Origin of the sequence: Pseudomonas danubii (assembly GCF_042980055.1) — a bacterium.
GTDB lineage: Bacteria > Pseudomonadota > Gammaproteobacteria > Pseudomonadales > Pseudomonadaceae > Aquipseudomonas > Aquipseudomonas danubii.
On record NZ_CP116502.1, the window covers coordinates 534,360 to 558,628 of the forward strand.

Consider the following 24,269-nt stretch of genomic DNA (forward strand, 5'->3'; position numbering starts at 1 on the left):
AAGTCCTTAGCGCGTGCCGCCGCTCTGTTTGAGGAAGTTGGCGAACAGCTCGTGGCCCTGCTCGGTGAGGATAGACTCGGGGTGAAATTGCACCCCTTCGATATTCAGCGTCTTGTGGCGCAGCCCCATGATTTCGTCGACGGAGCCGTCTTCCAACTGGGTCCAAGCCGTGACTTCAAGGCACTGGGGCAGGCTCTCATGCTTGACCACCAGCGAGTGGTAACGGGTCACGGTCAGCGGCATGTTCAAGCCGTTGAACACCCCCAGGTCACGGTGAAACACCGGGCTGGTCTTGCCGTGCATCACTTGCCGGGCTCGCACCACTTGGCCGCCAAAAGCCTGGCCGATGGACTGGTGGCCCAGGCACACGCCCAGAATCGGCAGCTTGCCGGCGAAATGCTTGATCGCCTCGATGGAGACACCGGCCTCGGTCGGCGTGCAAGGGCCAGGCGAGACCACGATACGCTCGGGCTTGAGGGCTTCGATTTCAGCCACGGTCAGCTCGTCATTGCGTACCACTTTCACTTCGGCACCCAACTCGCCCAGATACTGGACGACGTTGTAGGTGAAGGAGTCGTAGTTATCGATCATCAGCAACATTATGGAAACTCCTCAAACCTTGGATGCGGGGGTTTGTTCTGCCAGCGCCACGGCACGGAACATTGCGCGACGCTTGTTCAGCGTCTCTTCCCACTCCAGGGTCGGCACTGAGTCGGCGACAATCCCGCCACCGGCCTGTACATGCAGCTCACCGTTCTTGATCACCGCCGTGCGAATGGCGATGGCGGTATCCATGTTGCCGTTCCAGGCGAAGTAACCCACGGCGCCGCCGTAGACCCCACGCTTGACCGGCTCCAGCTCGTCGATGATTTCCATGGCGCGAATCTTCGGCGCCCCGGACAACGTCCCCGCCGGCAGGATCGCCCGCAGAGCGTCCATCGCCGTCAGCCCGGCTTTCAGTTGACCGGTGACGTTGGAGACGATGTGCATCACATTGGAATAACGCTCGATCACCATCTTCTCGGTGAGCTTCACCGAGCCAATTTCGGATACGCGACCGGTGTCGTTGCGCCCCAGATCGATCAGCATCAAGTGCTCGGCGATTTCCTTGGCATCCGACAGCAGGTCCTGTTCCAGGGCCAGATCGGCTTCCTCGGTAGCGCCCCGCGGACGGGTGCCGGCAATCGGCCGCACGGTAATCAGGTTGTCCTCGACCCGCACCAGCACTTCCGGCGAACTGCCCACTACATGAAAGTCGCCGAAGTTGAAGAAGTACATATAGGGAGTCGGGTTGAAGCAGCGCAGCGCCCGGTACAGATCGATGGGCGCAGCCTTGAAGTCAATCGACATGCGCTGGGACGGCACCACCTGCATGCAGTCACCGGCCAGGATGTACTCCTTGATGGTGTCCACGGCTCGCTCGTAGTCCGCCTGGGTGAAGCTGGAGCGGAATACCGGATCAGCCGCCTGCTGCTTGCTGAAATCCAGCCCGGGACGCGGCGTGATCGGCTGGCGCAGTTGCGCAAGCAACTCCTGCAAGCGCGCTTGCCCGGCCTCGAAGGCGTTGTCCTGGCTGGGGTCGGCCAGCACGATGGCGTGCATCTTGCCCGCCAGGTTGTCGAACACCACCACCGCATCGGAGACCATCAGCAGGATATCCGGCACACCGATCGGGTCAGGATTCGGGCACTGGCCCAGGCGCGGCTCGACATAACGCACGCAGTCATAACCGAAATACCCCACCAGGCCACCGTTGAAGCGCGGCAGGCCGGCGATGGTCGGCACGTTGTAACGGGCTTTGAATTCCTCGACGAAAGCCAGCGGATCAGCCACTTCATGGCTCTCGATCTCGACACCGTCATGGCTCACGCTGACCTGGTGCCCATGCACGCGCAATACGGTGCGGCACGGCAAGCCGATGATCGAATAGCGCCCCCACTTTTCACCGCCCTGCACCGACTCCAGCAAGTAGGAGTTGGGCTGATCGGCCAGTTTCAGGTAGATCGACAGCGGCGTGTCGAAGTCGGCAAGGGTTTCGCAGGCCAGCGGGATACGGTTGTAACCGGCTGCGGCCAAACGCAGGAATTCTTCGCGAATCATGGGGTGCCTCGTGGCTTGAGGGTCTAACAGTCAGGTATGCAAACGTGCCGGCAGGGCCGGCCAGACAAAAATCAGGCGCGCCAACGCCAACGGGCCAAGGCCTTGATGACTTTCATCCAGAGTTTGCGAGTGACCACCACGATGGAATTTCCAGAAGGGGATGGAACAGCGTCGGGCAACGTTATCTCAGCGGCTGGTTCTAAGCAACCGGGGATCAGCGCCCGCAAGTTGTCGATCACCAGCGCCGGCGACTCCTCGGCAATCGGCCGGCCGTGGTTATAGCCGTAGCTCAGCGCCACGCACTTGACCCCCGCTGCCTTGGCCGCCAGCACATCGCTGCGCGAGTCGCCGACGAACAGCGACTGCGACGCCGGTACGCTGGCCATCTTCATCACGAAGAACAGTGCCGCCGGGTCGGGTTTCTTTTGCGGCAGGGTGTCGCCGCCGATGATCCAGCGGAAATACCGGCCGATCTTCATCTGATCCAGCAATGGCGCGACGAAACGCTCGGGCTTGTTGGTGATCAGGGCCATTTCCACGCCCTGCTTGTGCAGCCACTTGAGGGTTTCGCGCACACCGGGATAGACCACAGTCAGCTCGTGGCTGTCCTCGTACGCGCTGTTGAACAACTCAAGAGCGTGCTCCGCCTCGACATCGTCGACGCCCTGGGCATCCAGGCTGTTGGCCAGGGCCCGGCGCACCAGCGTCGGCGCACCGTTGCCGACCCACTCGCGCACCGCCTCGATACCCGCGGGCTTGCGCCCCAGCTTGAGCAGCATTTGATCCACGGCGGCCGCTAGGTCCGGCACCGAATCGACCAGGGTGCCATCCAGGTCGAACATCACCAGTCGCGGCAAACGCCCCGAGAACAGCTGCTCAAATGCGCTCATGGCCGAGCCAGCGCCAGTTCGGCGCGCATTTTCTCAATGACTTCCTGATAGTTCGGCGCGTTGAAGATGGCCGAACCAGCAACAAAGGTGTCGGCGCCTGCGGCGGCGATCTCACGGATGTTGCCGACGTTCACCCCACCGTCGATCTCCAGGCGGATATCGCGACCGGAAGCGTCGATCAAGGCCCGTGCCTCACGCAGCTTGTCGAGGGTCCCAGGAATGAACTTCTGCCCGCCAAAGCCCGGGTTGACGCTCATCAGCAGGACCATGTCGACCTTGTCCATCACATACTTGAGCACGTCCAGCGGGGTCGCCGGGTTGAACACCAGGCCAGCCTTGCAGCCGCCCTCGCGGATCATTTGTAGGGAACGGTCCACATGCAGCGTGGCTTCGGGGTGAAAGGTGATGTAGGTCGCGCCTGCCTCGATGAAGTCACCGATGATGCGATCCACCGGGGTCACCATCAGGTGCGCATCGATCGGCGCGGTGATCCCATACTTGCGCAGTGCAGAACAGACCATCGGGCCGATGGTCAGGTTCGGCACATAGTGGTTGTCCATGACATCGAAGTGGACGATGTCGGCACCTGCGGCCAGGACATTGTCCACTTCCTCACCCAGACGGGCGAAGTCGGCAGAGAGAATCGACGGAGCAATAGCGAAGGGCTGCATGACGCACCTTTTTTGAGCAGAATCACGATGGCGCGCATTGTATACCTCATGCTTTGGAGCGCACACCGTAACCGCGTTCTTCAGTAAGCCGCGCGATAGATCTTCTCGATATCGGCAGGACTCAGTTTGCGCGGATTGTTGCGCATCAGGCGCTCGATACCCGCGGCCTCCAACGCCATGGCGGGGATGGCCTCCTCCGGCACGCCAAAGCTGCGCAAGCCGCTGGGGATTTCCACCGCAGCGCACAACGCAGTCATTGCCTCCACGGCCCGATCAGCGGCCTCGCTGGCACTCAAATGCGCCGTCTGGACCCCCATGGCTTCGGCGATATCCTGCATACGCTCAACGCAGGCCATCTTGTTCCAGGTCATGACATAGGGCAGCAGCAAGGCATTACCGACGCCATGGGACACATGAAAACGTCCACCCAGCGGATAGGCCAGGGCATGCACCGCCCCGACCCCGGCATTACCGAAGGCCATGCCGGCCATCAGGCTGGCGGTGGCCATGTCCTCCCTGGCTTGCAGGTTGGCCGGATTGGCATAAGCCTTGGGCAACGCCTTGACGATCAGTTTGATCGCACCAATGGCCAGGGAGTCGGTGATGGATGAGGCGTTGAGGGACAGGTAGGACTCGACAGCGTGAACCAGGGCATCGACACCACTGGCGGCCGTGACGCTGCGGGGACAGGTCAAGGTCATCTGTGGACTGACCAGGGCCACGTCCGGCAGCAGGTAATCACTGACAATGCCTTTCTTCAACAGCGCGACCTTGTCCGACAGGATGGCCACGTTGGTCACTTCCGAACCAGTGCCGGCCGTAGTGGGAATGGCGATCAACGGTGGTCCCTTGCGCGGCACCTGATCAACGCCGAACAGATCCTCCAGGGCGCCATGGTAGCCCGCATAAGCCGCGACACTCTTGGCGATATCGATGGCGCTGCCGCCCCCAAGGCCGATCAGGCCGTCATGCCCGCCCTCGCGGTAGACCTGCATGCAGTCTTCGACAATGGCGATCTCCGGGTCGGGCTGCACTCGGTCGAAAATCTCATAACTGCGCTCACCCAGGTGTGCCAGCGCCAGTTCCACCGTGCCCGACTTGAGCAACGCGGCATCGGTGACAATCAGCGGGTTATCCACATCCAGTCGGGTCAGCTCGGCGGCCAGCTGTTCGATGGCGGTGCTGCCGGTGAGCAGTTTATGGGCGATCTTGAAAGAGGAAATACTCATGTGCGCAGCCTCTTATATAAAGGTAGGAGCCGGCACAAGCGTAGTCGCGGATTGTCGGTTGTCGCCTATTCAGCAGACGAATTCCCTTCTCTCCCTGACCGGTGCCGCGCCTGGCAACACCCGTCAGGAAGGCGAAGGACCTCACACCTGGGCGGTGCGCAACTTCTCACTGCGCCCACGCAGCCATTCCAGAGTCAGCAGCAGGATCACCGAGAAGGCGATCAGCAGCGTGGCGGCGGCGGCGATGGTCGGGCTGAGGTTTTCGCGGATACCGCTGAACATCTGCCGTGGCAACGTCGCTTGCTCGGGGCCGGCCAGGAACAGGGTCACCACCACTTCGTCGAACGAGGTGGCGAAGGCGAAGAGCGCACCACTGATGACCCCAGGCGCGATCAGGGGCAAGGTCACCCGGCGAAAGGTGGTCAATGGCGAGGCGCCGAGGCTGGCGGCAGCCCGCACCAGGTTGTGGTTGAAGCCTTGCAGGGTCGCCGACACGGTGATGATCACGAAGGGCACCCCCAGCACCGCATGCACGACGATCAGCGAGAAGAAACTGTTGCCCATGCCCAGCGGGGCAAAGAACAGATAGCTGGCAACGCCGATGATCACCACCGGCACCACCATCGGCGAAATCACCAGGGCCATCACCAGCGCCTTGCCGGGGAAGTCGCCACGGGTCAGGCCGATCGCCGCCAGGGTGCCGAAGACCATCGCCAGCAAGGTGGCGGCCGGGGCGACAATGATGCTGTTCTTTAGGGCTCGCATCCATTCGGCGGAAGCGAAGAAGTCCTGGTACCAGTGCAGCGAGAAGCCCTGCAGCGGATACACCAGAAAGCTCCCGGAGTTGAACGACAGCGGGATGATCACCAGCACCGGCAATACCAGGAACAACAGGATCAAGCCGCAGAGAATCCGCAAGCTGTAGAACCAGACCCGTTCAACGGGCGACATGTAGGGGCTCAGCATTTCGATTCTCTCCTTAGCTCAGGCGCAGGCGACTGGCGCCCACCAGCCAGCTGTAAATCAGATAGAGCACGATGGTCGCCAGCAACAACAGGCCGCCCAGGGCCGTAGCCATGCCCCAGTTGATACTGGTGTTGGTGTAGAAGGCGACGAAGTAGCTGACCATCTGGTCGTTCGGGCTACCCAGCAGCGCCGGAGTGATGTAGTAGCCGATGGCCAGGATGAACACCAGCAGACAGCCGGCGCCGACCCCGGCGTAGGTCTGCGGCAAATACACCCGCCAGAAGCTGGCGAATGGATGGCAGCCCAGGGAAATCGCTGCACGCATGTAAGTGGGCGAGATGCCCTTCATCACGCTGTAGATCGGCAGGATCATGAACGGCAGCAGGATATGCACCATGGAGATGTAGACCCCGGTGCGGTTGAACACCAACTCCAGCGGCTTATCGATCACCCCCATGGCCAGCAGCGCACTGTTGATCAAGCCGCCGGACTGCAGCAGCACGATCCACGCCGCTACCCGCACCAGGATCGACGTCCAGAACGGCAGCAGCACCAGGATCATCAGCAGATTGCTTTTGCGCGCCGGCAGGTTGGCCAGCAGGTAAGCCAGGGGATAGGCCAGCGCCAGGCAGATCGCGGTGATCACCAGGCCCATCCAGAAGGTCCGGGCAAAGATGTCCAGGTAGATGGACTGATCCGGGGTGGCCGGGGCCAGTTCTCCCAGGTCATCGATGCGATGGTCCACCGCCGCCAGCAGATAATAGGGCGTCAGGCTGCTGGTGTTGCGCCGGATCGCCTGCCAGTAGGCCGGGTCGCCCCAGCGCTCGTCCAGACTCTCCATGGCTTCTTTATAGGATTCGGGCTCGGCCTTGAACGGCAAGGCACGGGCGGTCTTGGTCAACAGGCTGCGATAGCCGGCCAACTCCATGTTCAGGCGCTTGGACAGATCGCCCAAGGTTTGATTCTTGCGGGCTTCGAACAGGTCTTCGCTCAAGGCCTTGTAGGCCGCTTCGGCGGGCAGGCCACGACCATCCCAGGCACTCACGGCCGCGACAGTGCGCGGCATGCCCCCGACCACTTCCGGGTTGCCGACGCTCTTGTACAGCAGCGCCACAATCGGTACCAGGAACACCAGCAGCAGAAACAGCACCAGAGGCGCGATCAAGGCCTGTGCCTTCCAGCGGTTGACCCGCTCGGCACGGGCCAGCCGCTGCTTCAAGGTCGGGCCGGTGACCGCGTTCAAGGGAACGGTGATGGTCATGACAAACTCCGCGAATCGAACTTTCGAATACAAACCACCGGGGTAGGAGCGGGTTTGCCCGCGAACAAGGCGCATCAGGCGACACCGGTGGTGGTGCCGATCACGCCCTCGCGAGCAAGCTCGCTCCTACAACAGCGGGGTGGTTACTTGGCTGCCCAGGCGTTGAAGCGCTGCTCCAGTTGCTCACCGTTGTCAGCCCAGAAGCTGACGTCGATCTGCACCTGGTTGGCGATGTTTTCCGGGGTAGTGGGCATGTCCTTGAGAATGTCCTTGGCCAGCAGCGGCACGGCCTGGATGTTGGCTGGGCCGTAAGCAATGTTTTCCGAATAGGTTTTCTGCTGCTGCGGCTGTACCGAGTAGGCGATGAACTTCTTCGCGGCTTCAGCGCGATCCTTGTCCAGGCCTTTGGGAATGGCCCAGGCATCGAAGTCGTAGATGCCGCCGTTCCACACCACTTTCAGGTTGCTTTCCTTCTGCACCGCGGCGATCCGGCCGTTGTAGGCCGAGCTCATGACCACGTCGCCGGAAGCCAGGTACTGCGGCGGCTGGGCGCCGGCTTCCCACCACTGAATGTAGGGCTTGAGCTCATCGAGTTTCTTGAAGGCGCGATCCTGGCCGTCCTTGCCAGCCAGGACTTTATAGACATCCTTGGGCGCGACGCCGTCGGCCATCAGGGCGAACTCCAGGGTGTACTTGGCGCCCTTGCGCAGACCGCGCTTGCCCGGGAACTGCTTGGTGTCCCAGAAATCGGCCCAACTGCCTGGTGGTGCTTTGAGTTTGTCGGCGTTGTAGGCCAGCACCGTGGACCAGACGAAGAAGCCCACGCCGCAAGGCTGGATGGCACCCTTGACGTAGTCTTCGCTCTTGCCGAACAGGGCCGGGTCCAGTTGCTCGAACATATCCTCGTCGCAACCGCGGGACAATTCAGGGGACTCGACCTCTACCAGGTCCCAGGACACGCTCTTGGTGTCGACCATGGCCTTGATCTTGGCCATCTCGCCGTTGTACTCGCCAGCGACGATCTTGCCATGGCCTGCGGCTTCCCAAGGCGCGTAGAAGGCTTTGACCTGAGCCGCCTTGTTCGCTCCACCAAAGGACACTACGGTCAGGTCGGGACCCGCCGCCATGGCGTGTGCCGCACCCAGCATGCCCAGTGCCACAGCGATAGCGCTGAGGGGGGCGGTGAATTTCAGGGATCTCAACATTTATTGTGTTCTCCACGTGCAGGTTGGTGTTGCAGGGGGGCGATCAATTCGCCTCTAGAAGCGGGTCAAGCGCGCGAACGTGCTCGACTTGCCAGCCAAGCGGCACCACGTCGCCCACCGCCAGCGCAGGATCGAGCTCGGCAATCGGTTGTTTCACGAAGAAGTCGCTCTTGCCGCAGACTTCCAGGCGCACCCGGACGTGGTCGCCCAGATAGATGAATTCCGCCACCCTCCCGGAGAAGCGGTTGACGCAGCGTTCGCTGGAGCCGTTAAGACTCACGCGCTCCGGACGGATGGAAAGGGTCACCGGGCCGCCGACCTGGCCGACGTTCACCGCCAGCGCCTCGACTTTTTCGCCACGCCCCAGCTCCACCACGCAACGCTCGCCGGTATGGCTGTGGAGCCGACCGTTGAGACGGTTGTTCTCGCCAATGAAGTTGGCGACGAAGGTGTTCTTGGGCTCTTCGTAAAGGGTGCGCGGCGGGGCAATCTGCTGGATTTCGCCCTGATGGAACACCGCCACCCGATCGGACATGGTCAGGGCCTCGCCCTGGTCGTGAGTCACATAGACCACGGTCACACCCAGGCGCTGGTGCAGATGCTTGATTTCCATCTGCATGTGTTCACGCAGTTGCTTGTCCAGAGCACCGAGGGGTTCGTCCATCAGCACCAACTGCGGCTCGAACACCAGGGCACGGGCCAGGGCCACACGCTGCTGCTGGCCACCGGACAATTGCGCCGGATAACGCTGGGCGAAGGCATCGAGCTGAACCATGCTCAGCACCCGTTTGACCCGTTCACTGATGTCGGTCTTGCTGAGGCCGCGCACCGACAGCGGAAAGCCCAGGTTCTCGGCCACGGTCATGTGCGGAAACAGGGCGTAGTTCTGGAACACCATGCCGATGTCGCGCTTGTGCGGCGGTACATTGTTGATGGAGCGCCCGGCCAGCTGGATCTCACCGGCGGTTGGGGTCTCGAAACCGGCCAGCATCATCAGGCTGGTGGTCTTGCCGGACCCGGACGGCCCCAGCAGGGTGAGGAACTCGCCTTTGCGAATATCCAGGTTGAGGTCTTTGACGATCAGGTTTTCACCGTCGTAGCTTTTCTGCACACCACGAAAGCTGACCAGAACATCGTTGGCCCCAGCGCTTGAATCAACCTCGCTCATACCCACACCTTTTGTTTTAGACGGCTGTGGAACAAGCCTAGTGGAGGCCGCAGGCCGCGCAAATCGGGGCGCAGGAGAGATTCGCCTCAGCCGCCTGGAAGGTTGCGTGTAGGGATTGCCCTACAAGGATGGCGGGATTGGATAAGGGCAGAGGCCAGCGGCAAGCTACAAGCAGCAAGAAACGGCAGAAGGCCGAAAGCGGGGATGTCGTAAATGGATAAGTGCCCTCCCCGGGAGGTGGAGAGAGCACTGCAGATGACGTCAGAGCAGCTTGTGCTCCATGGCGTATTTCACCAGTTCCGCCAGGGAGGTGATATTGAGCTTCTGCATCAGCCGCGCCTTGTGGGTGCTGATGGTCTTGCTGCTCAGGGCCAGTTGCTGAGCAATGTCATTGACGTTGGCACCCTGGGCCAGGCGTTCGAAGACCGAGAACTCGCGTTCGGAAAGCAGCGAATGCAAGGGCCGGGCATCGGTCAGGCCGACCTCGAAGACCATACGGTCCGCCAGGTCCGGGTCGATGTAACGCCCACCGGACGCCACCTTGCGGATGGCCGTCAGCAACAGCGACGGATCGCTGTCCTTGGTGGCGTAGCCGGCAGCGCCGATCTTCAGCGCCCGCGCAGCCATCTGTGCCTCGTCATGCATCGACAGCACCAGGATCGCCGGCGGATTGTTCAGGGCCCGAATCCGTGGAATGGCTTCCAGGCCGTTTACCCCGGGCATGGAGATATCCAGCAGCACCACTTCACAGGGCACCTGGCGCAGGGTTTCCAACAGCTGTTCACCATTGCTCGCCTCGCCCACCACCAGCAGGTCCTTGGCCAGGCCGATCAGCTGCTTGATGCCTTCGCGGACAATGGTGTGGTCTTCGGCTACCAGTACACGGATCACGCGCGTCTCCTCGTTATTGTTCTCGGTCCAGGGGCACCCGGACACTCAGGAGGGTGCCCTCTCCCTGTTCACTGTGCAGCGACAAGCTGCCGCCCATGATCAGCACCCGCTCGCGCATGCCCACCAGGCCAAAGGACGTCGGGCGTGCCGAGGCGGTGTCGAAACCAAGGCCGTCATCGCTGATGGTCATGCACAACTCGCCCTCTTCCAGGGCCAGGGTCAGTTCCACAGTATGCGCCTGGGCATGGCGCATGACATTGGTCAGGGCCTCCTGGAGGATACGAAACAGGCCGACGGCCTTGGCGTCACTCAGGCGCGGCAGGTTATCCGGCACTTGAACCAGGCAAGGAATCTGTGTGCGTGCTTCGAACCGCCGGGCCTGCCATTCGATGGCCGACGCGATGCCCGCATCGAGGATCGGCGGCCGCAGGGCCGTGGCCACGTCGCGCACCAGTTGGAACAGTTGGGCAATCAGGCGCTTCATGCTGTTGAGTCGTTCGTGCAGGCCCGGGTCGAGTTGGGCATAGGCCAGTTCGCACATGGAGGTTTCCAGCTTGAGCACGGTGAGCATCTGTCCCAGCTCGTCATGGACTTCCCGGGCAATACGGGCCTTTTCTTCTTCGCGCACGCTTTCCAGGTGTGCCGACAATTCCCGCAATTGCTCACGGGAGCTGGCCAGCTCCAACTCGATGCGCTTGCTTTCGCTGATGTCCCAGACAATGCCGTCCCAGACAAAAGCCCCGTCATCCAGGCGGCGGGTGATGGCCTTGATCTCGGCCCAGCGCTGCTGGCCCTGGCGGGTCAGGATGCGACCTTGCCAGGACCAGTCGCTATCGGTGTCCAGGGCCTGATCCTGGGTCTGGTGATAACTGGCCTTGTCGTCCGGGTGCACCAGGCTGCGCAGGCCGGTGTCCCGGTGGGCCAGCGTCGCCGGCGAGTAGCCCACCAGGGTTTCGCTGCCTTCACTGATATAGGCGAAATCGATCTGCCCGGTGACCGGCGCTCGCTCCAGGCGGAACACCAGGCCCGGGACGTTGGCGGCGATACCCTGCAGGCGCGCCTCGCTTTCCCGCAGCGCCGCCAGCGCACGACGGCGCTCGGTGACGTCATTGAGGTAGACCACCAGGTATTCACTGTCGCGAAAGCGCAGGAAGCTCAAGGACACGTCCGCCGGCAAGATGCTGCCGTCAGCACGCAGGCACTGGGTCTCGAAACTCTGCGCGCCCTCCTCACTGGCCCGGGCACGCTTCCACAGGTTGAGCCAGCGATCCATGTGCAGGTTGGGTTCGAAATCGATCAGCGGGCGGTCGATCACTCCGCCCGCCGGATAACCGAGCATCTCTTCAGCGGCCCGATTGGCATAACGCACATGACTGTCCCAGTTGACCCAGAGAATGCCCACAGTGCTTTGATCAATGGAGAACTGGGTCAGGCGCAGGGCTTCTTCGCTGGCGGCGCGCAGGGCGATATCCTCACGTGCCGCCAGCAACCTCTGCTCCAGACTGCGTTGCTGACGACGCTGCCAGAAGACAGTCGCCAAGCTGGCCAGCAACAGGATCATCAACAGTAGGCTGAGGTTCTGCCAGACGCCGGGGGATTCTCCCAGGCGCGGGTACTTGGGCTGCAGCCAACGACTGTGCAATTGCTCCAGCTCCTTGGCCGGGATCGCGTGCAAGCCGGCCTCTACGATACTGGCCAGCTCCGGCCAGTCGCGACGGGTCGCTACCCGTAACAGCTGCGGCAGGCCGATATCCCCCACCACCGCCAACCCGGAAAACTCTGCCTCCGCTGACAGGCGACTGAGCTGGGCTTCATCCACAACCGCATAACGGGCTTGCTGGCTCAGCAGCAGTTGCAGGGCCTGGCGCTCCAGGGGAACCCCTTGCAGATTCAGGTTGGGGTAGGTCAGGCGCAGGTAGTCGGCCACCGCGCTGGGCATGCGCACCGCGACTCGGGCCTGGCTGTCGAGCTTCTCCAGTTCCACGGCCCCCGCGCCCTTGCGCTCACCCACCACCAGCTGTGGCACACGCATATAAGGGTCGCTGAACAGCCACAGCCTCAGGCCCGCGGGGGTCTGGGTCAGGCCGGGGGCCATGTCCACTTCGCCGTCGCGCAGGGCTCTTTCCAGCTGTGCCTGATCGGGAAAGTTGCGCCAGCTGAGTTCAATCTTCAGCGCCTGGGCCAAGGTCTGCATCAGTTCGACGTTAGCCCCGGACAGGCGCTGCAGACGCCGGTCGTATTGGGCGAACGGTGCCTGCAGTACCAGCCCCACCCGCAACTCCGGGTGTTGTTCAAGCCATTGACGCTGCTCGTGGCTCAAGGGTGCTGTGGGCACATGGGGCGTCGGTGCCGCCCCGCCTATCAAGGGAAGGCACAGACAGCCGATAAGCAGAAGGCAGCGAAAACGCATCATCTGAAGTCTCACACCCTGACAAATACTGACCAACCCATTAGGCTGCCGGAATTACTTCTGGCCTGGAATATCCGATGCCCCTTGTCCACCGCTCGGCACTGCCTGCATTGTGCCTGTCGCTGATCCTGCCTTGGACCTTTTCTGTGGAAGCCGCCGACCCGGCCCCGGAAACCAAGAGCCCCGAGGAACAACCGGCGCAACGCCAAACCCTGCCTGAACGCAGCCAGGAAGAGGCCAGCGCCCTGGAGCGTCAGTTGCCTGCCCAGGAGCAACAGCAGTTGCAAGCCGGTGGCGACACCTTCCTGGCCCTGTGGAAACCGGCCAACACCAGCGAACCCAAGGGCGTGGTGATTATCCTCCCGGGAGCCGGCGAAAGCGCCGACTGGCCCCAAGCCGTGGCCCCTCTGCGCAATAAACTGCCGGACACTGACTGGGGCAGCCTGAGCCTGACCCTGCCGGACATGCTCAGCGAAGCGGCACAACCGCGGATCGTCGAGGCCGCGCCGCCGCCAGCGGACACCAGCAACACCGCCAAGGACGCCAGCGCCGAGGCCAAGCCCATCGAACAAGCCGCCGGTGGCGAAGCCGACGTGGCGGACCGCGCCGTCGCAGAAAGCACCGAAGAACAGGTCAAGGCCGATGCCGAGCGCATCTTCACCCGGATCGATGCAGCCCTGGCCTTCGCCGAACAGCAGAATGCCCGCAGCATCGTGCTCCTGGGCCACGGCACTGGCGCCTACTGGACCGCACGCTACCTGAGCGAAAAACAGCCCTCCCAGGTACAGAAGCTGGTGATGGTAGCTGCCCAGACACCCGCCAATGGCAAGCCACAACTGGCAGAGTTGACACCGACCCTGAAGCTGGCAACCGCAGATTTCTACTATGTCGACAAAAGCGCTGCGCAGAAAGCGGCACTGGAACGACTGCAAGCCAGCAAGCGCCTGAAGCATTCAAACTTCAGCCAGATCGCCCTCAAAGCCCTGCCCGGCAATCATGCCGCCCAGCAAGAGCAGCTGTTCCGCCGGGTACGTGGCTGGTTGAACCCGCAGAACACCGACAGTTGAAGAGCTCGAGCCGCCACTGCCTGACTGGCAATGGCGGCCCGGCCACGCCTCAGCGGAAATCCCGGCGCTCGCGTATCAGGGCATAGGCGCTGTGCAATTCTCGGGTCGTTTCCGTCGCCTCCCGCACCTGGGCTGCGCTGGCGCCGCTACCGGCGATCTTGTCCGGGTGATGACGACTAAGCAGGCGGCGATAGGCACGCTTGATCTGCGCCGGTTCAGCAGTGGCGGCAACCCCCAACAGGCGCAACGCCTCCTGATAGGTCAGGGCTCCCTCGGCCAACGACCTGCGCGCCGGGCCATACTCCTGCGCCAGCGCCTGGATCTGTTCCGTGGTCCAGCCCAGCCATTTGCCCCAGAGCTGGATCAGTTCACGCTCCGCCGGCCCCACCCGGCCATCGGCCCAAACCATCCGCCAGCAGGCACGCAACACACCCTCCGCGGCATGGGGCTGGGCACTCAGGCGCCGCAGATAACCGCGCAGACGGTCATTGCCCGACTTGCCTCGGTTGAAGGCTGCAATAGCACGGCGCTGGGCTGAATCGTTCATGTCCAGCGAACGCATCTCCTGACGCGCCTGCTGGATATGCCCATCCACCACCCGGCCATCACTTTTAGCCAAGCGTCCCAGCAACACGAACAGCAATTCATCATTGCGCAACGCTGGGCGACCGCCCAGGCGCTCACGCACATGCGCCCAGCTGTGCAGTTGCAGGCGCCGGTCCAGAGCCTGCCCCAACAACGCACCAAGCATGGCCCCCGGAATGCTGGCAATTGCAAAACCCGCTCCGGCTCCGATCAGAGTCCCTGGCCACCACATATCAGCGCCTCGCTTGCAGCAGGGCTTCGACCTGCGCCAGACGCTCGACCGTACCCACGTCGATCCATTGTCCCTGCATATGCTCGCCGCTGACCTGTCCACGGGCCATGGCCTCGCGCAACAGCGGCGCCAGTTTGCAGGGGCCCGGGACACAGTGCTGGAACAAATTGGGATGCAGAACCGAAATCCCACTAAAGGTCAGGGCTGCAGCTCCGGGTCGGGCATCGTGCAACATCCCGTCCTGCAGGCAGAAATCGCCACCACTGGGATGGTGCGCCGGGTTATCCACCATCACCAAGTGAGCCAGTCCAGCCAGGGGCCGACGCAAGGAGGCGAAGTCGTAGTCGGTCCAGATATCACCATTGACCACCAGAAACGGCTCATCCCCCAACAAGGGCAAGGCTTTGAAAATACCGCCGGCGGTTTCCAGAGGCTCGCTTTCCGCCGAGTACTGAATGTTCAGGCCCCAGCGTTGACCGTCGCCAAGGGCGTCCTCGATCTGCTGGCCAAGCCAGGCATGGTTGATGACGATGTCGCAAAAGCCCGCCTTGGCCAGCGCCAGCAGGTGGTATTCGATCAGGGGCCTGCCGGCTACAGGCAACAGCGGCTTGGGGGTGGCCAGGGTCAGGGGGCGCATGCGCTCGCCCTTGCCGGCGGCCAGAATCATTGCCTTCATGCATCGGCTCCCGCTGGCTGGCGCAGGCTGAGCAGCAGTTGCGAAAGCTCGGCCAATTCGGGACGACGGGCCAGCACTGCTTCTATATAGGCAAAGAATCGTGGCACGTCGGCCAGGTAACGAGGCTTGCCGTCGCGGTGGCATATCCGCGAGAAGATACCGATCACCTTGAGGTGACGCTGTACGCCCATCAGGTCACTGGCCCGGAGGAACTCCTCGAAGTCTTCCTGGACCGGGATCCCCAGCGCTCGGGCCTGGTGCCAATAGCCCTCCAGCCAGCCACGCACACGGGGCTGCGGCCAACTGAGGAAGGCATCCTTGAACAGGCAGGTCACGTCGTAGGTCACTGGGCCGTAGACCGCATCCTGAAAGTCCAGCACCCCAGGATTCGGCTCGCTGAGCATCAGGTTGCGTGGCATATAGTCGCGATGCACCAGCACCTTGGGCTGCGCCAGGGCGCTGTCGATCAGCAGGTCACTGACCCGCTGCCACTGTTCGCGCTGCTGCGCGCTGAGCGTGACACCCAGTTCACGTCCGACGTACCACTCAGGAAACAGCTCCAGTTCACGGCGCAGCAGAGCGACATCGTAGCTGGGCAGTGGCGCATCCATAGGCAACTGTTGAAACGCCAGCAGGGCCTGCAGTGCATCCTCGAAAAGTGCATCGGCATTGCTTTCGTCGATCACGTCGAGGTAGGTCTTGTTGCCCAGGTCGTTGAGCAATAAAAAGCCCCGAACCAAGTCTTGGGCATAAATTTTCGGCACATTGATGCCGGAAGTCGCCAGCAACTGGGCGATATCCACGAAGGGTTTGCAGTTTTCCTGGGGGGGCGGAGCATCCATGACCACAAAGCTGCGGCCTGCACCCTGCCAACGGAAATAACGGCGGAAACTCGCGTCGCTGCTGGCCGCGGTCAATGTCGCCGGGGGTACTTCACCCCAGCCTTGTGCTGCATAAACAATCGCCAACTGCTCATCGAGCCAAACTTTCAGGTGTTGCAAGCGTACATCTTGGTCAGGCATTACAAGGGTCTCCGACGGCGCTAGCCGTCAAGCGGGTCATGCTTTATTATCCAGCATCTTTTTCAGACCATCGAGAGGCGTGCGGCCCACACCGCGGGCAGATGGCACGCAGGAAGCCCGGACTAATAAGATGGCATTGAAATCCCCCGCGTTTCGTAAAAAATTTCCGTTGCTGGTTACCGGCGGTTTGCTGGCCCTGCAACCTCTAGCCACTTCCTTCGTGGTCGCCGCGGAACAGTATGACTGCTCAGTCTCTGCTTCGGGTGGCTGGGCCTGTGCGCCGAAAGCCAGTGCAGCCCCACTGCCTCCACGGCCGATTCACGATGCCAGCTCGGTCAGTTCCAACGGCGCCACCGCAACCGACAGTGGTACCGCAGAACAAGCTACCGGCGACAAGCCAGTGCTGGTCACCGAGGCCAAAGGCCGGGGTCTGAAGTCCCGCAGCGCGGACTACAGCCACCTCGACTGGGTACCGCGCGAGAAGCTCACCGCCGCTCAATTGGCCGAAACCGGTCCTTACTGCTCTGGTTCCTATATCGAACCAATTCGTCCTGGCATGAATGACAAGACGAATAAAAGTGACGCCCCCACCTTTATCGGTGCCAAGGCCTCGCGTTATCAGCAGGAAGAACAGGTGGCGACCCTGGCCGGTGACGTGGTCATGCGCCAGGGCAGCATGCAGGTCGAAGCCGACGAGGCCAACCTGTATCAGGCCGAGAACCGTGGCGAGCTCAGCGGCAACGTACGCATCCGCGATAACGGCACGCTGATGGTCGGCGACCACGCCGACGTGCAACTCGACACTGGCGAAGCCAAGGTCGATAACGCCGAATACGTGATGCACAAGTCGCGGGTTCGCGGCAGTGCGCTGTATGCCAAGCGTGCGGAAAACGCCATCATCCGCCTCAAGGATGGTACGTACACCACGTGCGAACCGAACAGCAACGCCTGGCAGCTCAAGGGCAACAACATCACCTTGAACCCGGCCACCGGCTTCGGTACCGCGACCAACGTGACCTTGCGGGTCAAAGACATTCCGGTGCTCTACACCCCGTATATCTATTTCCCGATCGACGACCGTCGTCAGTCCGGCTTCCTGCCGCCGAGCATCGGCACAGGCGGCGATACCGGCTTCATGCTGGTCACGCCCTACTACTTCAACCTGGCACCGAACTACGATGCCACGTTGTACCCGCGCTACATGTCCAAGCGCGGCCTGTTGATGGAAGGCGAGTTCCGCTACCTGACCAAGAGCAGCGAAGGTCAGTTCGGCGCCGCCTACCTCAACGACGACGACACCGATCGCAAGAAGCAGACCGACTACGAAAAAACCCGTTACATGCTCAACTGGCAGCACAAGGGCGGGCTTGATTCGCGGGTGATGACCGAGGTCGACTACACCAAGATCAGCGATCCGTATTACTTCCAGGACCTGGAAACCGATCAGATCGGCGTGAAAACTAACGATTACGTCAACCAGCAAGGCGTAGTGACCTACCGCGGCGATGACTACACCGCACGCCTCAACGTACAAGCGTTTGAGCTGGCAAGCGTCTCCAACATCACTCCGTACAACAAGCTGCCGCAGATCACCTTCAACGGTGCCCTGCCGTACCATCCGCAAGGTCTGGATTTCACCTATGAAACCGAGCTGGTTCGGTTTGAGCGGGATCTACTGAAGGGCAACTACACAGATAAAGATGGCGGACCGATTGATCCTATCACCGGGCTGGTAGGCAATCCGCGCCTGGACACCAACGTAGCGGGCCTGGCCCGCGCCAATGGTGATCGCTTGAACCTCAAGCCCGGTGTCAGCCTGCCGTTGAACTGGAGCTATGGCTATCTGACTCCATCCCTGAAGTATATGTACACCCAGTACAATCTTGATCTGGATGGCCAAGGCAAAGACGACTTGGTCACCAACAGGAATAGAGCTGCTGCCTTGGGTGAGTCGTACAAGAGCTCACAAAACCGCGGCGTCCCAATCGCCAGCGTCGACGGCGGCCTGTACTTCGACCGTGACACTCAATGGTTCGGCAAGAACTACCGCCAGACCCTGGAGCCGCGTGCGTTCTACCTCTATGTACCCGAGGAAGACCAGAAGGACATCCCGGTATTCGATACCGGCGAATCCACCTTCAACTACTCGTCGCTGTTTCGTGAAAACCGCTTCTCTGGTTCAGACCGTGTCGGCGACGAGAACAAGCTGTCTCTGGGCGTGACCAGCCGCTGGATCGAAGACAACGGCTTCCAGCGTCAGCGCGTCAGCGTTGGCCAGGCCCTGTACTTCAAGGATCGCACCGTCCAGTTGCCGGGTATCGACTACCGCACTCGCGACGATGCAACGTCCAACGTCTCGCCTTACGCCCTTGAATACGAATACCGTTTCAACCGCGACTGGCGCGCCAACGCAGAGTACAACTGGGACCCGGATAGCCACACCGCACGCTCCGGCAGTGCGATGTTCCACTACCAGCCTGAAGACAACCCGAACAAGGTGGTCAACGCCGGCTATCGCTATCGCAACGACCAGATCCGCTACGACCAGAACAGCGGTACCTGGAAAATGGGCGGCGACTACGGCACTCCAGGCACGCCTGGCTACGTGAAGGACTACTACAAGATCCAGCAGCATGACTTCTCGGTGATCTGGCCGATCGTGCCGCAATGGAACGCCATCAGCCGCTGGCAGTACGACTACAACCGTAACCGCACGCTCGAGGCCTTCGGTGGTTTCGAATACGACAACTGCTGCTGGAAACTGCGCCTGATCAGCCGTTACTGGGTCAAGTATGACGAGTTCAGTCAGAACGCTCCGGAGAACGAGAAAGGCGACCGTGGCATCTTCCTCCAAATTGTTCTGAAGGGTCTCGGTGGCGTCATGGGCACCAAAGTAGAGAGCTTCCTCGACAAAGGCATCCAAGGTTATCGTGAACGTGAAGACCAAGCTTTCTGATTGTCTGCGCCCGCTGATGTTGGGCGCGCTGTTCCTGAGCACTGCGGCCAGCGCCGCAGTGCAGTCCATCGACAAGGTTGTGGCCATCGTCGACAACGACGTGGTCATGCAGAGCCAGTTGGACCAGCGGGTTAACGAAGTTCAGCAAACCATCGCCAAGCGTGGCGGTGGTGTGCCGCCTACCAGCGTCCTGGAACAGCAGGTTCTGGAGCGTCTGATCGTTGAAAACCTGCAACTGCAGATTGGCGAACGTTCCGGCATCCGCATCACCGATGAAGAACTGAACCAGGCCATCGGCACCATTGCCCAGCGCAACAGCATGAGCATCGAGCAGTTCCGTGCCGCTCTGGCCCGCGACGGCCTGTCTTATGAAGACGCTCGTGACCAGGTGCGCCGTGAAATGATCATCAGCCGCGTGCGTCAGCGCCGGGTGGCCGAGCGTATTCAGGTGTCGGAACAGGAAGTGAAGAACTTCCTGGCCTCGGACCTGGGCAAGATGCAGCTCTCCGAAGAACTGCACCTGGCCAATATCCTGATCCCGACCCCGGAAAGCGCCAACTCCGAAGCGATTCAGAGTGCCGCCCGCCAGGCCATGGACGTGTACCAGCAACTCAAGCAAGGTGCGGACTTCGCGCAATTGGCGATTGCCCGCTCCGGCAGCGACAACGCCCTGGAAGGCGGCGACATGGGCTGGCGTAAAGCTGCTCAATTGCCTCCTCCGTTCGACCGTGAACTGAGTGCAATGGCCGTGGGCGATATCACCCAACCAGCGCGCACCCCAGGCGGCTTTATCATTCTCAAGCTGCTGGACAAGCGCGGTGGCGGCAATCAGGTGCGCGATGAAGTGCATGTGCGCCACATCCTGATCAAGCCAAGCGAGATTCGCAGCGAAGAAGAGACCAAGCGCCTGGCGCAAAAACTCTACGACCGCATCGAAGCCGGCGAAGACTTTTCCGAACTGGCGAAAAGCTACTCGGAAGACCCGGGTTCGGCGCTCAACGGCGGCGACCTCAACTGGATCGACCCGAACGCCCTGGTGCCTGAGTTCCGCGAAGTGATGGCCAAGACCCCACAAGGTCAACTGTCCAAGCCGTTCAAGAGCCCTTATGGCTGGCACGTACTGGAAGTCCTTGGCCGTCGCGCCACCGACAGCACCAGCCAGGCCCGCGAGCAACAAGCCATGACCGTCCTGCGTAACCGCAAGTACGACGAAGAGCTGCAGACCTGGTTGCGGCAGATCCGTGATGAGGCCTACGTCGAGATCAAACTGCCTGGCGCTGAACAGGCGGCCCAGTGAAACCCAGACGTTTCGCTCTGACACCCGGCGAACCGGCGGGTATAGGTCCTGACCTGTGCCTGCTGCTCGCCTCGCAACCCCAGCCATACCCCCTGATTGCCATCACCAGCCGCGACCTGCTCCTTGAGCGGGCCGCGCAGTTGGGTGTGGCAGTCAATCTGCTGCCGGTGACTCTGGAACAACTGCCGACTGAACCCGCACCCGCAGACAGCCTGTATGTCTGGGACACGCCTCTGGCCAAGCCGGTGGTCAGCGGCCAGCTGGACCAGGCCAATGCAGCCTTCGTCCTGGAAACCCTGACCCGCGCCGGCCAGGGCTGCCTGGATGGGCACTTCGCCGGCATGATCACTGCTCCTGTGCACAAGGGCGTGATCAACGATTCCGGGATCGTCTTTTCCGGGCATACCGAATTTCTTGCGGACCTGACCCACACCGAACAGGTGGTGATGATGCTGGCCACCCGCGGCCTGCGCGTGGCACTGGTGACCACCCACCTGCCCTTGCGGGAGATTGCCGATGCCATCACCGCAGAACGCCTGGAGCGAGTCACTCGAATCCTGCATGCCGACCTGCAACACAAGTTCGGTATTGCCCAACCACGGATCCTGGTTTGCGGACTCAACCCTCATGCCGGTGAAGGCGGGCATCTGGGCCGCGAAGAAATCGACATCATCGAACCTACCCTAGAGCGTCTGCGCACCGAAGGCATGGACCTGCGCGGCCCACTGCCTGCCGACACTCTGTTTACCCCCAAATATCTGGAGCACTGCGACGCAGTGCTGGCGATGTACCACGACCAAGGCTTGCCCGTGCTGAAATACAAAGGCTTCGGCGCGGCCGTCAATGTGACGCTCGGCCTGCCGATCATCCGCACCTCCGTCGACCACGGCACCGCCCTGGATCTGGCAGGCAGCGGCAAGATCGACACCGGCAGCCTGCAGGTCGCCCTGGAAACCGCCTACCAGATGGCCGAGAACCGTTTATGAGCGAGCAATACCAACACCGGGCGCGCAAGCGCTTCGGCCAGAACTTCCTGCATGACGCCGGCGTTATCGACCGTATCCTGCGGGCCATCCACGCCAAACCCGAAGACCGCATGCTGGAAATCGGCCCGGGCCAAGGCGCCCTGACCGAAGGCCTGCTGAGCAGCGGAGCCCAGTTGGACGTGGTGGAGCTGGACAAGGATCTGATCCCGATCCTCAACCAGCAGTTCGCCGGCAAGAGCAACTTCAACCTGCACCAGGGCGATGCCCTGAAGTTCGACTTCAATACGCTGGGCGCCGCACCAAGCAGCCTGCGGGTGGTCGGCAACCTGCCCTACAACATCTCCACCCCGCTGATCTTCCACCTGCTGCAGAACGCCGGGCTGATCCGCGACATGCACTTCATGCTGCAAAAGGAAGTGGTCGAGCGCCTGGCCGCTGGCCCTGGTGGAGGTGACTGGGGTCGCCTGTCGATCATGGTTCAGTATCACTGCCGAGTGGAACATCTGTTCAACGTAGGCCCCGGCGCCTTCAATCCTCCACCGAAGGTTGATTCGGCCATCGTGCGCCTGGTACCTCACGCGGTGCTGCCACATCCAGCCAAGGATCATCGCCTGCTGGAGCGCATCGTCCGCGAAGCCTTCAACCAGCGTCGCAAGACACTGCGCAATACCCTCAAGGCCCTCCTCAGCAGCGCCGAGATCGAAGCCGCCGGTGTCGATGGCAGCCTGCGCCCCGAGCAGCTGGATCTGGCCGCCTTTGTACGCCTAGCCGATCAATTGGCCGACCAGCCCAAGCCTGCCAACGACTGAGAAACGCCCTTGCCCGAGATCGAGTAGGACGCCGGACAGGATGTCTGGTTTACTACCCGATACTTGACCTAGACTGACCTCCATCAGCTTTGTCCCGCGCCCCGCTTTGCTTTAAAGGCCTTTTGCATGTCCGATCCTCGTTATCAGGTCGACGTCAGCGTCGTCACCCGCTTTCTGGCAGACCAATCGCAACCCGAGCAGAACCGTTTCGCTTTCGCCTACACCATTACCGTTCAGAACAACGGATCACTCCCAGCCAAGCTGCTGTCCCGGCACTGGGTAATCACCGACGGTGATGGCCATGTAGAAGAGGTTCGTGGCGCTGGCGTGGTTGGCCAGCAGCCATTGATTGCCGCTGGCAAGAGCCACACCTATAGCAGCGGCACGGTGATGACCACCCGGGTCGGTAACATGCAGGGCAGTTACCAGATGCTGGCCGAGGATGGCAAACAGTTCGACGCCATCATTGCCCCCTTCCGCCTGGCGGTCCCCGGGGCCCTGCACTGATGGCAACCTACGCCGTCGGCGATCTGCAAGGCTGCCTGGAACCACTGCAGTGCCTGCTTGAACAAGTCGCGTTCGACCCTGCCCGGGACCGCCTGTGGCTGGTGGGAGACTTGGTCAATCGCGGCCCACAGTCACTGGAAACCCTGCGCTACCTTTATTCCATCCGCGATTCGCTGGTTTGCGTGCTGGGCAATCACGACCTGCACCTGCTGGCAGCCTGGCGCAATATCGAACGGCTGAAGAAGTCCGACACGCTGCGGGAAATCCTTGAAGCCCCAGATTGCGAAGAACTGTTGCAGTGGTTGCGCCAGCAAAAGCTGATGCACTACGACGAAGCCCGCAACGTGGCCCTGGTCCATGCCGGCATCGCCCCGCAGTGGTCCCTGAAGAAGGCCCTCAAGTGCGCCGCCGAAGTCGAGGAAGCGCTACGCGACGACAACCTCTTCGAGCCCTTCCTCGATGGCATGTACGGCAACGACCCAGCCAAATGGGACAGCGACCTCAAGGGCGTGACCCGCCTGCGCGTCATCACCAACTACTTCACCCGCATGCGTTTCTGCACCAGCGAAGGCAAGCTCGACCTCAAGAGCAAGGAAGGGCTGAACACCGCACCACCGGGCTACGCCCCCTGGTTCAGTCACAAGGAGCGCAAGACCCGGGACCTGAAGATCATCTTCGGCCACTGGGCAGCCCTGGAAGGCCATAGCAACGAACCCGGCATCTTTGCCCTGGACAGCGGCTGCGTCTGGGGCGGGGCCATGACCTTGCTGAATGTTGATACCGGCGTGCGCCTGACCTGCGATTGCGACGCCCAGGGGCATACCGCGCCCCTTTCCCCCGAACCCTTGCCCATCCCGGCAAAGCGCTAGTCGGCGCTGATTACCAAGCTCCAGGAGCCCGCCATGAGCGAATTCAAACGCATCCCTCCAGAACAGGCCCAGGCACTGCGCGAACAAGGTGCAGTGGTCGTGGATATCCGCGATCCGCAAACCTATGCACTGAGCCATATCAGCGGCGCGCAACACTTGGATAACCACTCCATTTCCGACTTCATTCGCGGTGCCGACCTCGATGCCCCATTGGTGGTGGTCTGCTATCACGGCAACTCCAGCCAGAGCGCTGCCGCGTATCTGGTGAGCCAGGGCTTTTCCGACGTTTACAGCCTCGATGGCGGCTTCGAACTTTGGCGCAGCACCTACCCGACGGAAATCGCTCAGGGCACCGCCGAATAATTTTTTTCAGTAGCTCTAGCCCGCGTACTACGCGGGCTTGCGCGCCACCGGACGAACGGTAGTGCGCAACTAATTCCCCATCTCGCCTTGACCTCCCGGATTCCGAACT

At 61.7% G+C, this 24,269-nt stretch carries 22 protein-coding genes; 8 read left to right on the forward strand and 14 right to left on the reverse strand.

Features of this window, described 5'->3' with window-relative positions; translation table 11 throughout:
- Positions 1–6 precede the first annotated feature (6 nt).
- The 11 genes from PFZ56_RS02605 to PFZ56_RS02655 all read right to left on the reverse strand — a co-directional run bounded on the left by PFZ56_RS02605 (position 7) and on the right by PFZ56_RS02655 (position 12,794).
- Positions 7–600, reverse strand: coding sequence for an aminodeoxychorismate/anthranilate synthase component II (locus tag PFZ56_RS02605; protein ID WP_170002854.1), 594 nt, complete (start codon positions 598–600; stop codon positions 7–9).
- Positions 601–612: 12 nt separating this feature from the next.
- A complete protein-coding gene (trpE, locus tag PFZ56_RS02610; RefSeq protein WP_110653351.1) occupies positions 613–2,100 on the reverse strand; it encodes an anthranilate synthase component I in 1,488 nt (495 codons plus the stop codon).
- A 71-nt stretch (positions 2,101–2,171) separates the two neighbouring features.
- Entirely contained in the window at positions 2,172–2,990 is an 819-nt protein-coding gene (locus PFZ56_RS02615) for a phosphoglycolate phosphatase (protein WP_170002856.1), read from the reverse strand.
- Positions 2,987–3,661 carry a ribulose-phosphate 3-epimerase gene (rpe, locus tag PFZ56_RS02620; RefSeq protein ID WP_102861907.1) on the reverse strand — a complete coding sequence of 225 codons (675 nt, stop codon included), beginning with the start codon at positions 3,659–3,661 and terminating at the stop codon, positions 2,987–2,989. The genes PFZ56_RS02615 and rpe overlap by 4 nt, the downstream gene beginning before the upstream one ends.
- A gap of 80 nt (positions 3,662–3,741) precedes the next feature.
- The gene (locus PFZ56_RS02625) at positions 3,742–4,890 is read right to left on the reverse strand and encodes an iron-containing alcohol dehydrogenase (RefSeq protein WP_110653353.1); all 1,149 of its coding nucleotides are present in this window, start codon (positions 4,888–4,890) and stop codon (positions 3,742–3,744) included.
- Between the two features lie 141 nt (positions 4,891–5,031).
- A complete protein-coding gene (locus PFZ56_RS02630) occupies positions 5,032–5,856 on the reverse strand; it encodes an ABC transporter permease (protein ID WP_102861909.1) in 825 nt (274 codons plus the stop codon).
- 13 nt (positions 5,857–5,869) lie between these two features.
- Entirely contained in the window at positions 5,870–7,117 is a 1,248-nt protein-coding gene (locus PFZ56_RS02635) for an ABC transporter permease (protein ID WP_102861910.1), read from the reverse strand.
- Between the two features lie 143 nt (positions 7,118–7,260).
- The gene (locus PFZ56_RS02640) at positions 7,261–8,322 is read right to left on the reverse strand and encodes an ABC transporter substrate-binding protein (RefSeq protein WP_102881034.1); all 1,062 of its coding nucleotides are present in this window, start codon (positions 8,320–8,322) and stop codon (positions 7,261–7,263) included.
- A gap of 43 nt (positions 8,323–8,365) precedes the next feature.
- Positions 8,366–9,490 (reverse strand): ABC transporter ATP-binding protein, encoded by a 1,125-nt coding sequence (locus PFZ56_RS02645; RefSeq protein ID WP_102861912.1) that lies wholly within the window; start codon positions 9,488–9,490, stop codon positions 8,366–8,368.
- 261 nt (positions 9,491–9,751) lie between these two features.
- Positions 9,752–10,381, reverse strand: coding sequence for a response regulator transcription factor (locus tag PFZ56_RS02650; RefSeq protein WP_102861913.1), 630 nt, complete (start codon positions 10,379–10,381; stop codon positions 9,752–9,754).
- Between the two features lie 13 nt (positions 10,382–10,394).
- Positions 10,395–12,794 carry a PAS domain S-box protein gene (locus PFZ56_RS02655; RefSeq protein WP_170002857.1) on the reverse strand — a complete coding sequence of 800 codons (2,400 nt, stop codon included), beginning with the start codon at positions 12,792–12,794 and terminating at the stop codon, positions 10,395–10,397.
- Between the two features lie 74 nt (positions 12,795–12,868).
- Between PFZ56_RS02655 and PFZ56_RS02660 the strand changes: the two genes are divergently transcribed.
- Positions 12,869–13,858, forward strand: a complete 990-nt coding sequence (locus tag PFZ56_RS02660; RefSeq protein ID WP_170002858.1) for an alpha/beta hydrolase family protein — start codon at positions 12,869–12,871, stop codon at positions 13,856–13,858.
- Between the two features lie 49 nt (positions 13,859–13,907).
- On the opposite strand, the gene PFZ56_RS02665 is transcribed toward PFZ56_RS02660, so the two are convergent.
- From PFZ56_RS02665 to PFZ56_RS02675, 3 genes are read right to left on the reverse strand one after another with little or no spacing between them, the layout of a single operon-like run.
- Positions 13,908–14,675: a TerB family tellurite resistance protein gene (locus PFZ56_RS02665; RefSeq protein ID WP_102881037.1), complete on the reverse strand. Its 768-nt coding sequence runs from the start codon at positions 14,673–14,675 to the stop codon at positions 13,908–13,910.
- A 1-nt stretch (position 14,676) separates the two neighbouring features.
- A complete protein-coding gene (gene murU / locus PFZ56_RS02670) occupies positions 14,677–15,351 on the reverse strand; it encodes an N-acetylmuramate alpha-1-phosphate uridylyltransferase MurU (RefSeq protein WP_123389772.1) in 675 nt (224 codons plus the stop codon).
- Positions 15,348–16,373, reverse strand: a complete 1,026-nt coding sequence (locus PFZ56_RS02675; RefSeq protein ID WP_170002859.1) for an aminoglycoside phosphotransferase family protein — start codon at positions 16,371–16,373, stop codon at positions 15,348–15,350. Before PFZ56_RS02675 ends, murU begins: the two co-directional genes overlap by 4 nt.
- 130 nt (positions 16,374–16,503) lie before the next feature.
- Between PFZ56_RS02675 and PFZ56_RS02680 the strand changes: the two genes are divergently transcribed.
- The 7 genes from PFZ56_RS02680 to glpE all read left to right on the forward strand — a co-directional run bounded on the left by PFZ56_RS02680 (position 16,504) and on the right by glpE (position 24,160).
- Complete coding sequence (locus tag PFZ56_RS02680; protein ID WP_170002860.1) at positions 16,504–19,329, forward strand: LPS-assembly protein LptD; 2,826 nt, start codon at positions 16,504–16,506, stop codon at positions 19,327–19,329.
- Positions 19,310–20,626 (forward strand): peptidylprolyl isomerase SurA, encoded by a 1,317-nt coding sequence (surA, locus tag PFZ56_RS02685; RefSeq protein ID WP_170002861.1) that lies wholly within the window; start codon positions 19,310–19,312, stop codon positions 20,624–20,626. The genes PFZ56_RS02680 and surA overlap by 20 nt, the downstream gene beginning before the upstream one ends.
- On the forward strand, positions 20,623–21,612 hold the full coding sequence (gene pdxA, locus PFZ56_RS02690; RefSeq protein ID WP_123389776.1) for a 4-hydroxythreonine-4-phosphate dehydrogenase PdxA: 990 nt from the start codon (positions 20,623–20,625) through the stop codon (positions 21,610–21,612). The genes surA and pdxA overlap by 4 nt, the downstream gene beginning before the upstream one ends.
- Positions 21,609–22,421 carry a 16S rRNA (adenine(1518)-N(6)/adenine(1519)-N(6))-dimethyltransferase RsmA gene (rsmA, locus tag PFZ56_RS02695; protein WP_102881042.1) on the forward strand — a complete coding sequence of 271 codons (813 nt, stop codon included), beginning with the start codon at positions 21,609–21,611 and terminating at the stop codon, positions 22,419–22,421. Before pdxA ends, rsmA begins: the two co-directional genes overlap by 4 nt.
- A gap of 126 nt (positions 22,422–22,547) precedes the next feature.
- A complete protein-coding gene (gene apaG, locus PFZ56_RS02700) occupies positions 22,548–22,928 on the forward strand; it encodes a Co2+/Mg2+ efflux protein ApaG (RefSeq protein ID WP_025131262.1) in 381 nt (126 codons plus the stop codon).
- Entirely contained in the window at positions 22,928–23,797 is an 870-nt protein-coding gene (locus tag PFZ56_RS02705) for a symmetrical bis(5'-nucleosyl)-tetraphosphatase (RefSeq protein WP_170002862.1), read from the forward strand. The genes apaG and PFZ56_RS02705 overlap by 1 nt, the downstream gene beginning before the upstream one ends.
- 33 nt (positions 23,798–23,830) lie before the next feature.
- A complete protein-coding gene (glpE, locus tag PFZ56_RS02710) occupies positions 23,831–24,160 on the forward strand; it encodes a thiosulfate sulfurtransferase GlpE (RefSeq protein ID WP_102861924.1) in 330 nt (109 codons plus the stop codon).
- The last annotated feature ends 109 nt before the right edge of the window (positions 24,161–24,269 follow it).

What these genes read in the sequence shown, in the direction of transcription:
- PFZ56_RS02630 (WP_102861909.1), bottom strand. Translation starts at nt 5,856, where the DNA reads ATGCTGAGCCCCTACATGTCGCCCGTTGAACGGGTCTGGTTCTACAGC.
- apaG (WP_025131262.1), top strand. Translation starts at nt 22,548, where the DNA reads ATGTCCGATCCTCGTTATCAGGTCGACGTCAGCGTCGTCACCCGCTTT.
- PFZ56_RS02655 (WP_170002857.1), bottom strand. Translation starts at nt 12,794, where the DNA reads ATGATGCGTTTTCGCTGCCTTCTGCTTATCGGCTGTCTGTGCCTTCCC.
- PFZ56_RS02635 (WP_102861910.1), bottom strand. Translation starts at nt 7,117, where the DNA reads ATGACCATCACCGTTCCCTTGAACGCGGTCACCGGCCCGACCTTGAAG.
- PFZ56_RS02680 (WP_170002860.1), top strand. Translation starts at nt 16,504, where the DNA reads ATGGCATTGAAATCCCCCGCGTTTCGTAAAAAATTTCCGTTGCTGGTT.
- trpE (WP_110653351.1), bottom strand. Translation starts at nt 2,100, where the DNA reads ATGATTCGCGAAGAATTCCTGCGTTTGGCCGCAGCCGGTTACAACCGT.
- PFZ56_RS02660 (WP_170002858.1), top strand. Translation starts at nt 12,869, where the DNA reads ATGCCCCTTGTCCACCGCTCGGCACTGCCTGCATTGTGCCTGTCGCTG.
- PFZ56_RS02665 (WP_102881037.1), bottom strand. Translation starts at nt 14,675, where the DNA reads ATGTGGTGGCCAGGGACTCTGATCGGAGCCGGAGCGGGTTTTGCAATT.
- PFZ56_RS02640 (WP_102881034.1), bottom strand. Translation starts at nt 8,322, where the DNA reads ATGTTGAGATCCCTGAAATTCACCGCCCCCCTCAGCGCTATCGCTGTG.
- PFZ56_RS02625 (WP_110653353.1), bottom strand. Translation starts at nt 4,890, where the DNA reads ATGAGTATTTCCTCTTTCAAGATCGCCCATAAACTGCTCACCGGCAGC.
- PFZ56_RS02645 (WP_102861912.1), bottom strand. Translation starts at nt 9,490, where the DNA reads ATGAGCGAGGTTGATTCAAGCGCTGGGGCCAACGATGTTCTGGTCAGC.
- rpe (WP_102861907.1), bottom strand. Translation starts at nt 3,661, where the DNA reads ATGCAGCCCTTCGCTATTGCTCCGTCGATTCTCTCTGCCGACTTCGCC.
- PFZ56_RS02675 (WP_170002859.1), bottom strand. Translation starts at nt 16,373, where the DNA reads ATGCCTGACCAAGATGTACGCTTGCAACACCTGAAAGTTTGGCTCGAT.
- glpE (WP_102861924.1), top strand. Translation starts at nt 23,831, where the DNA reads ATGAGCGAATTCAAACGCATCCCTCCAGAACAGGCCCAGGCACTGCGC.
- rsmA (WP_102881042.1), top strand. Translation starts at nt 21,609, where the DNA reads ATGAGCGAGCAATACCAACACCGGGCGCGCAAGCGCTTCGGCCAGAAC.
- PFZ56_RS02605 (WP_170002854.1), bottom strand. Translation starts at nt 600, where the DNA reads ATGTTGCTGATGATCGATAACTACGACTCCTTCACCTACAACGTCGTC.
- PFZ56_RS02705 (WP_170002862.1), top strand. Translation starts at nt 22,928, where the DNA reads ATGGCAACCTACGCCGTCGGCGATCTGCAAGGCTGCCTGGAACCACTG.
- murU (WP_123389772.1), bottom strand. Translation starts at nt 15,351, where the DNA reads ATGAAGGCAATGATTCTGGCCGCCGGCAAGGGCGAGCGCATGCGCCCC.
- PFZ56_RS02615 (WP_170002856.1), bottom strand. Translation starts at nt 2,990, where the DNA reads ATGAGCGCATTTGAGCAGCTGTTCTCGGGGCGTTTGCCGCGACTGGTG.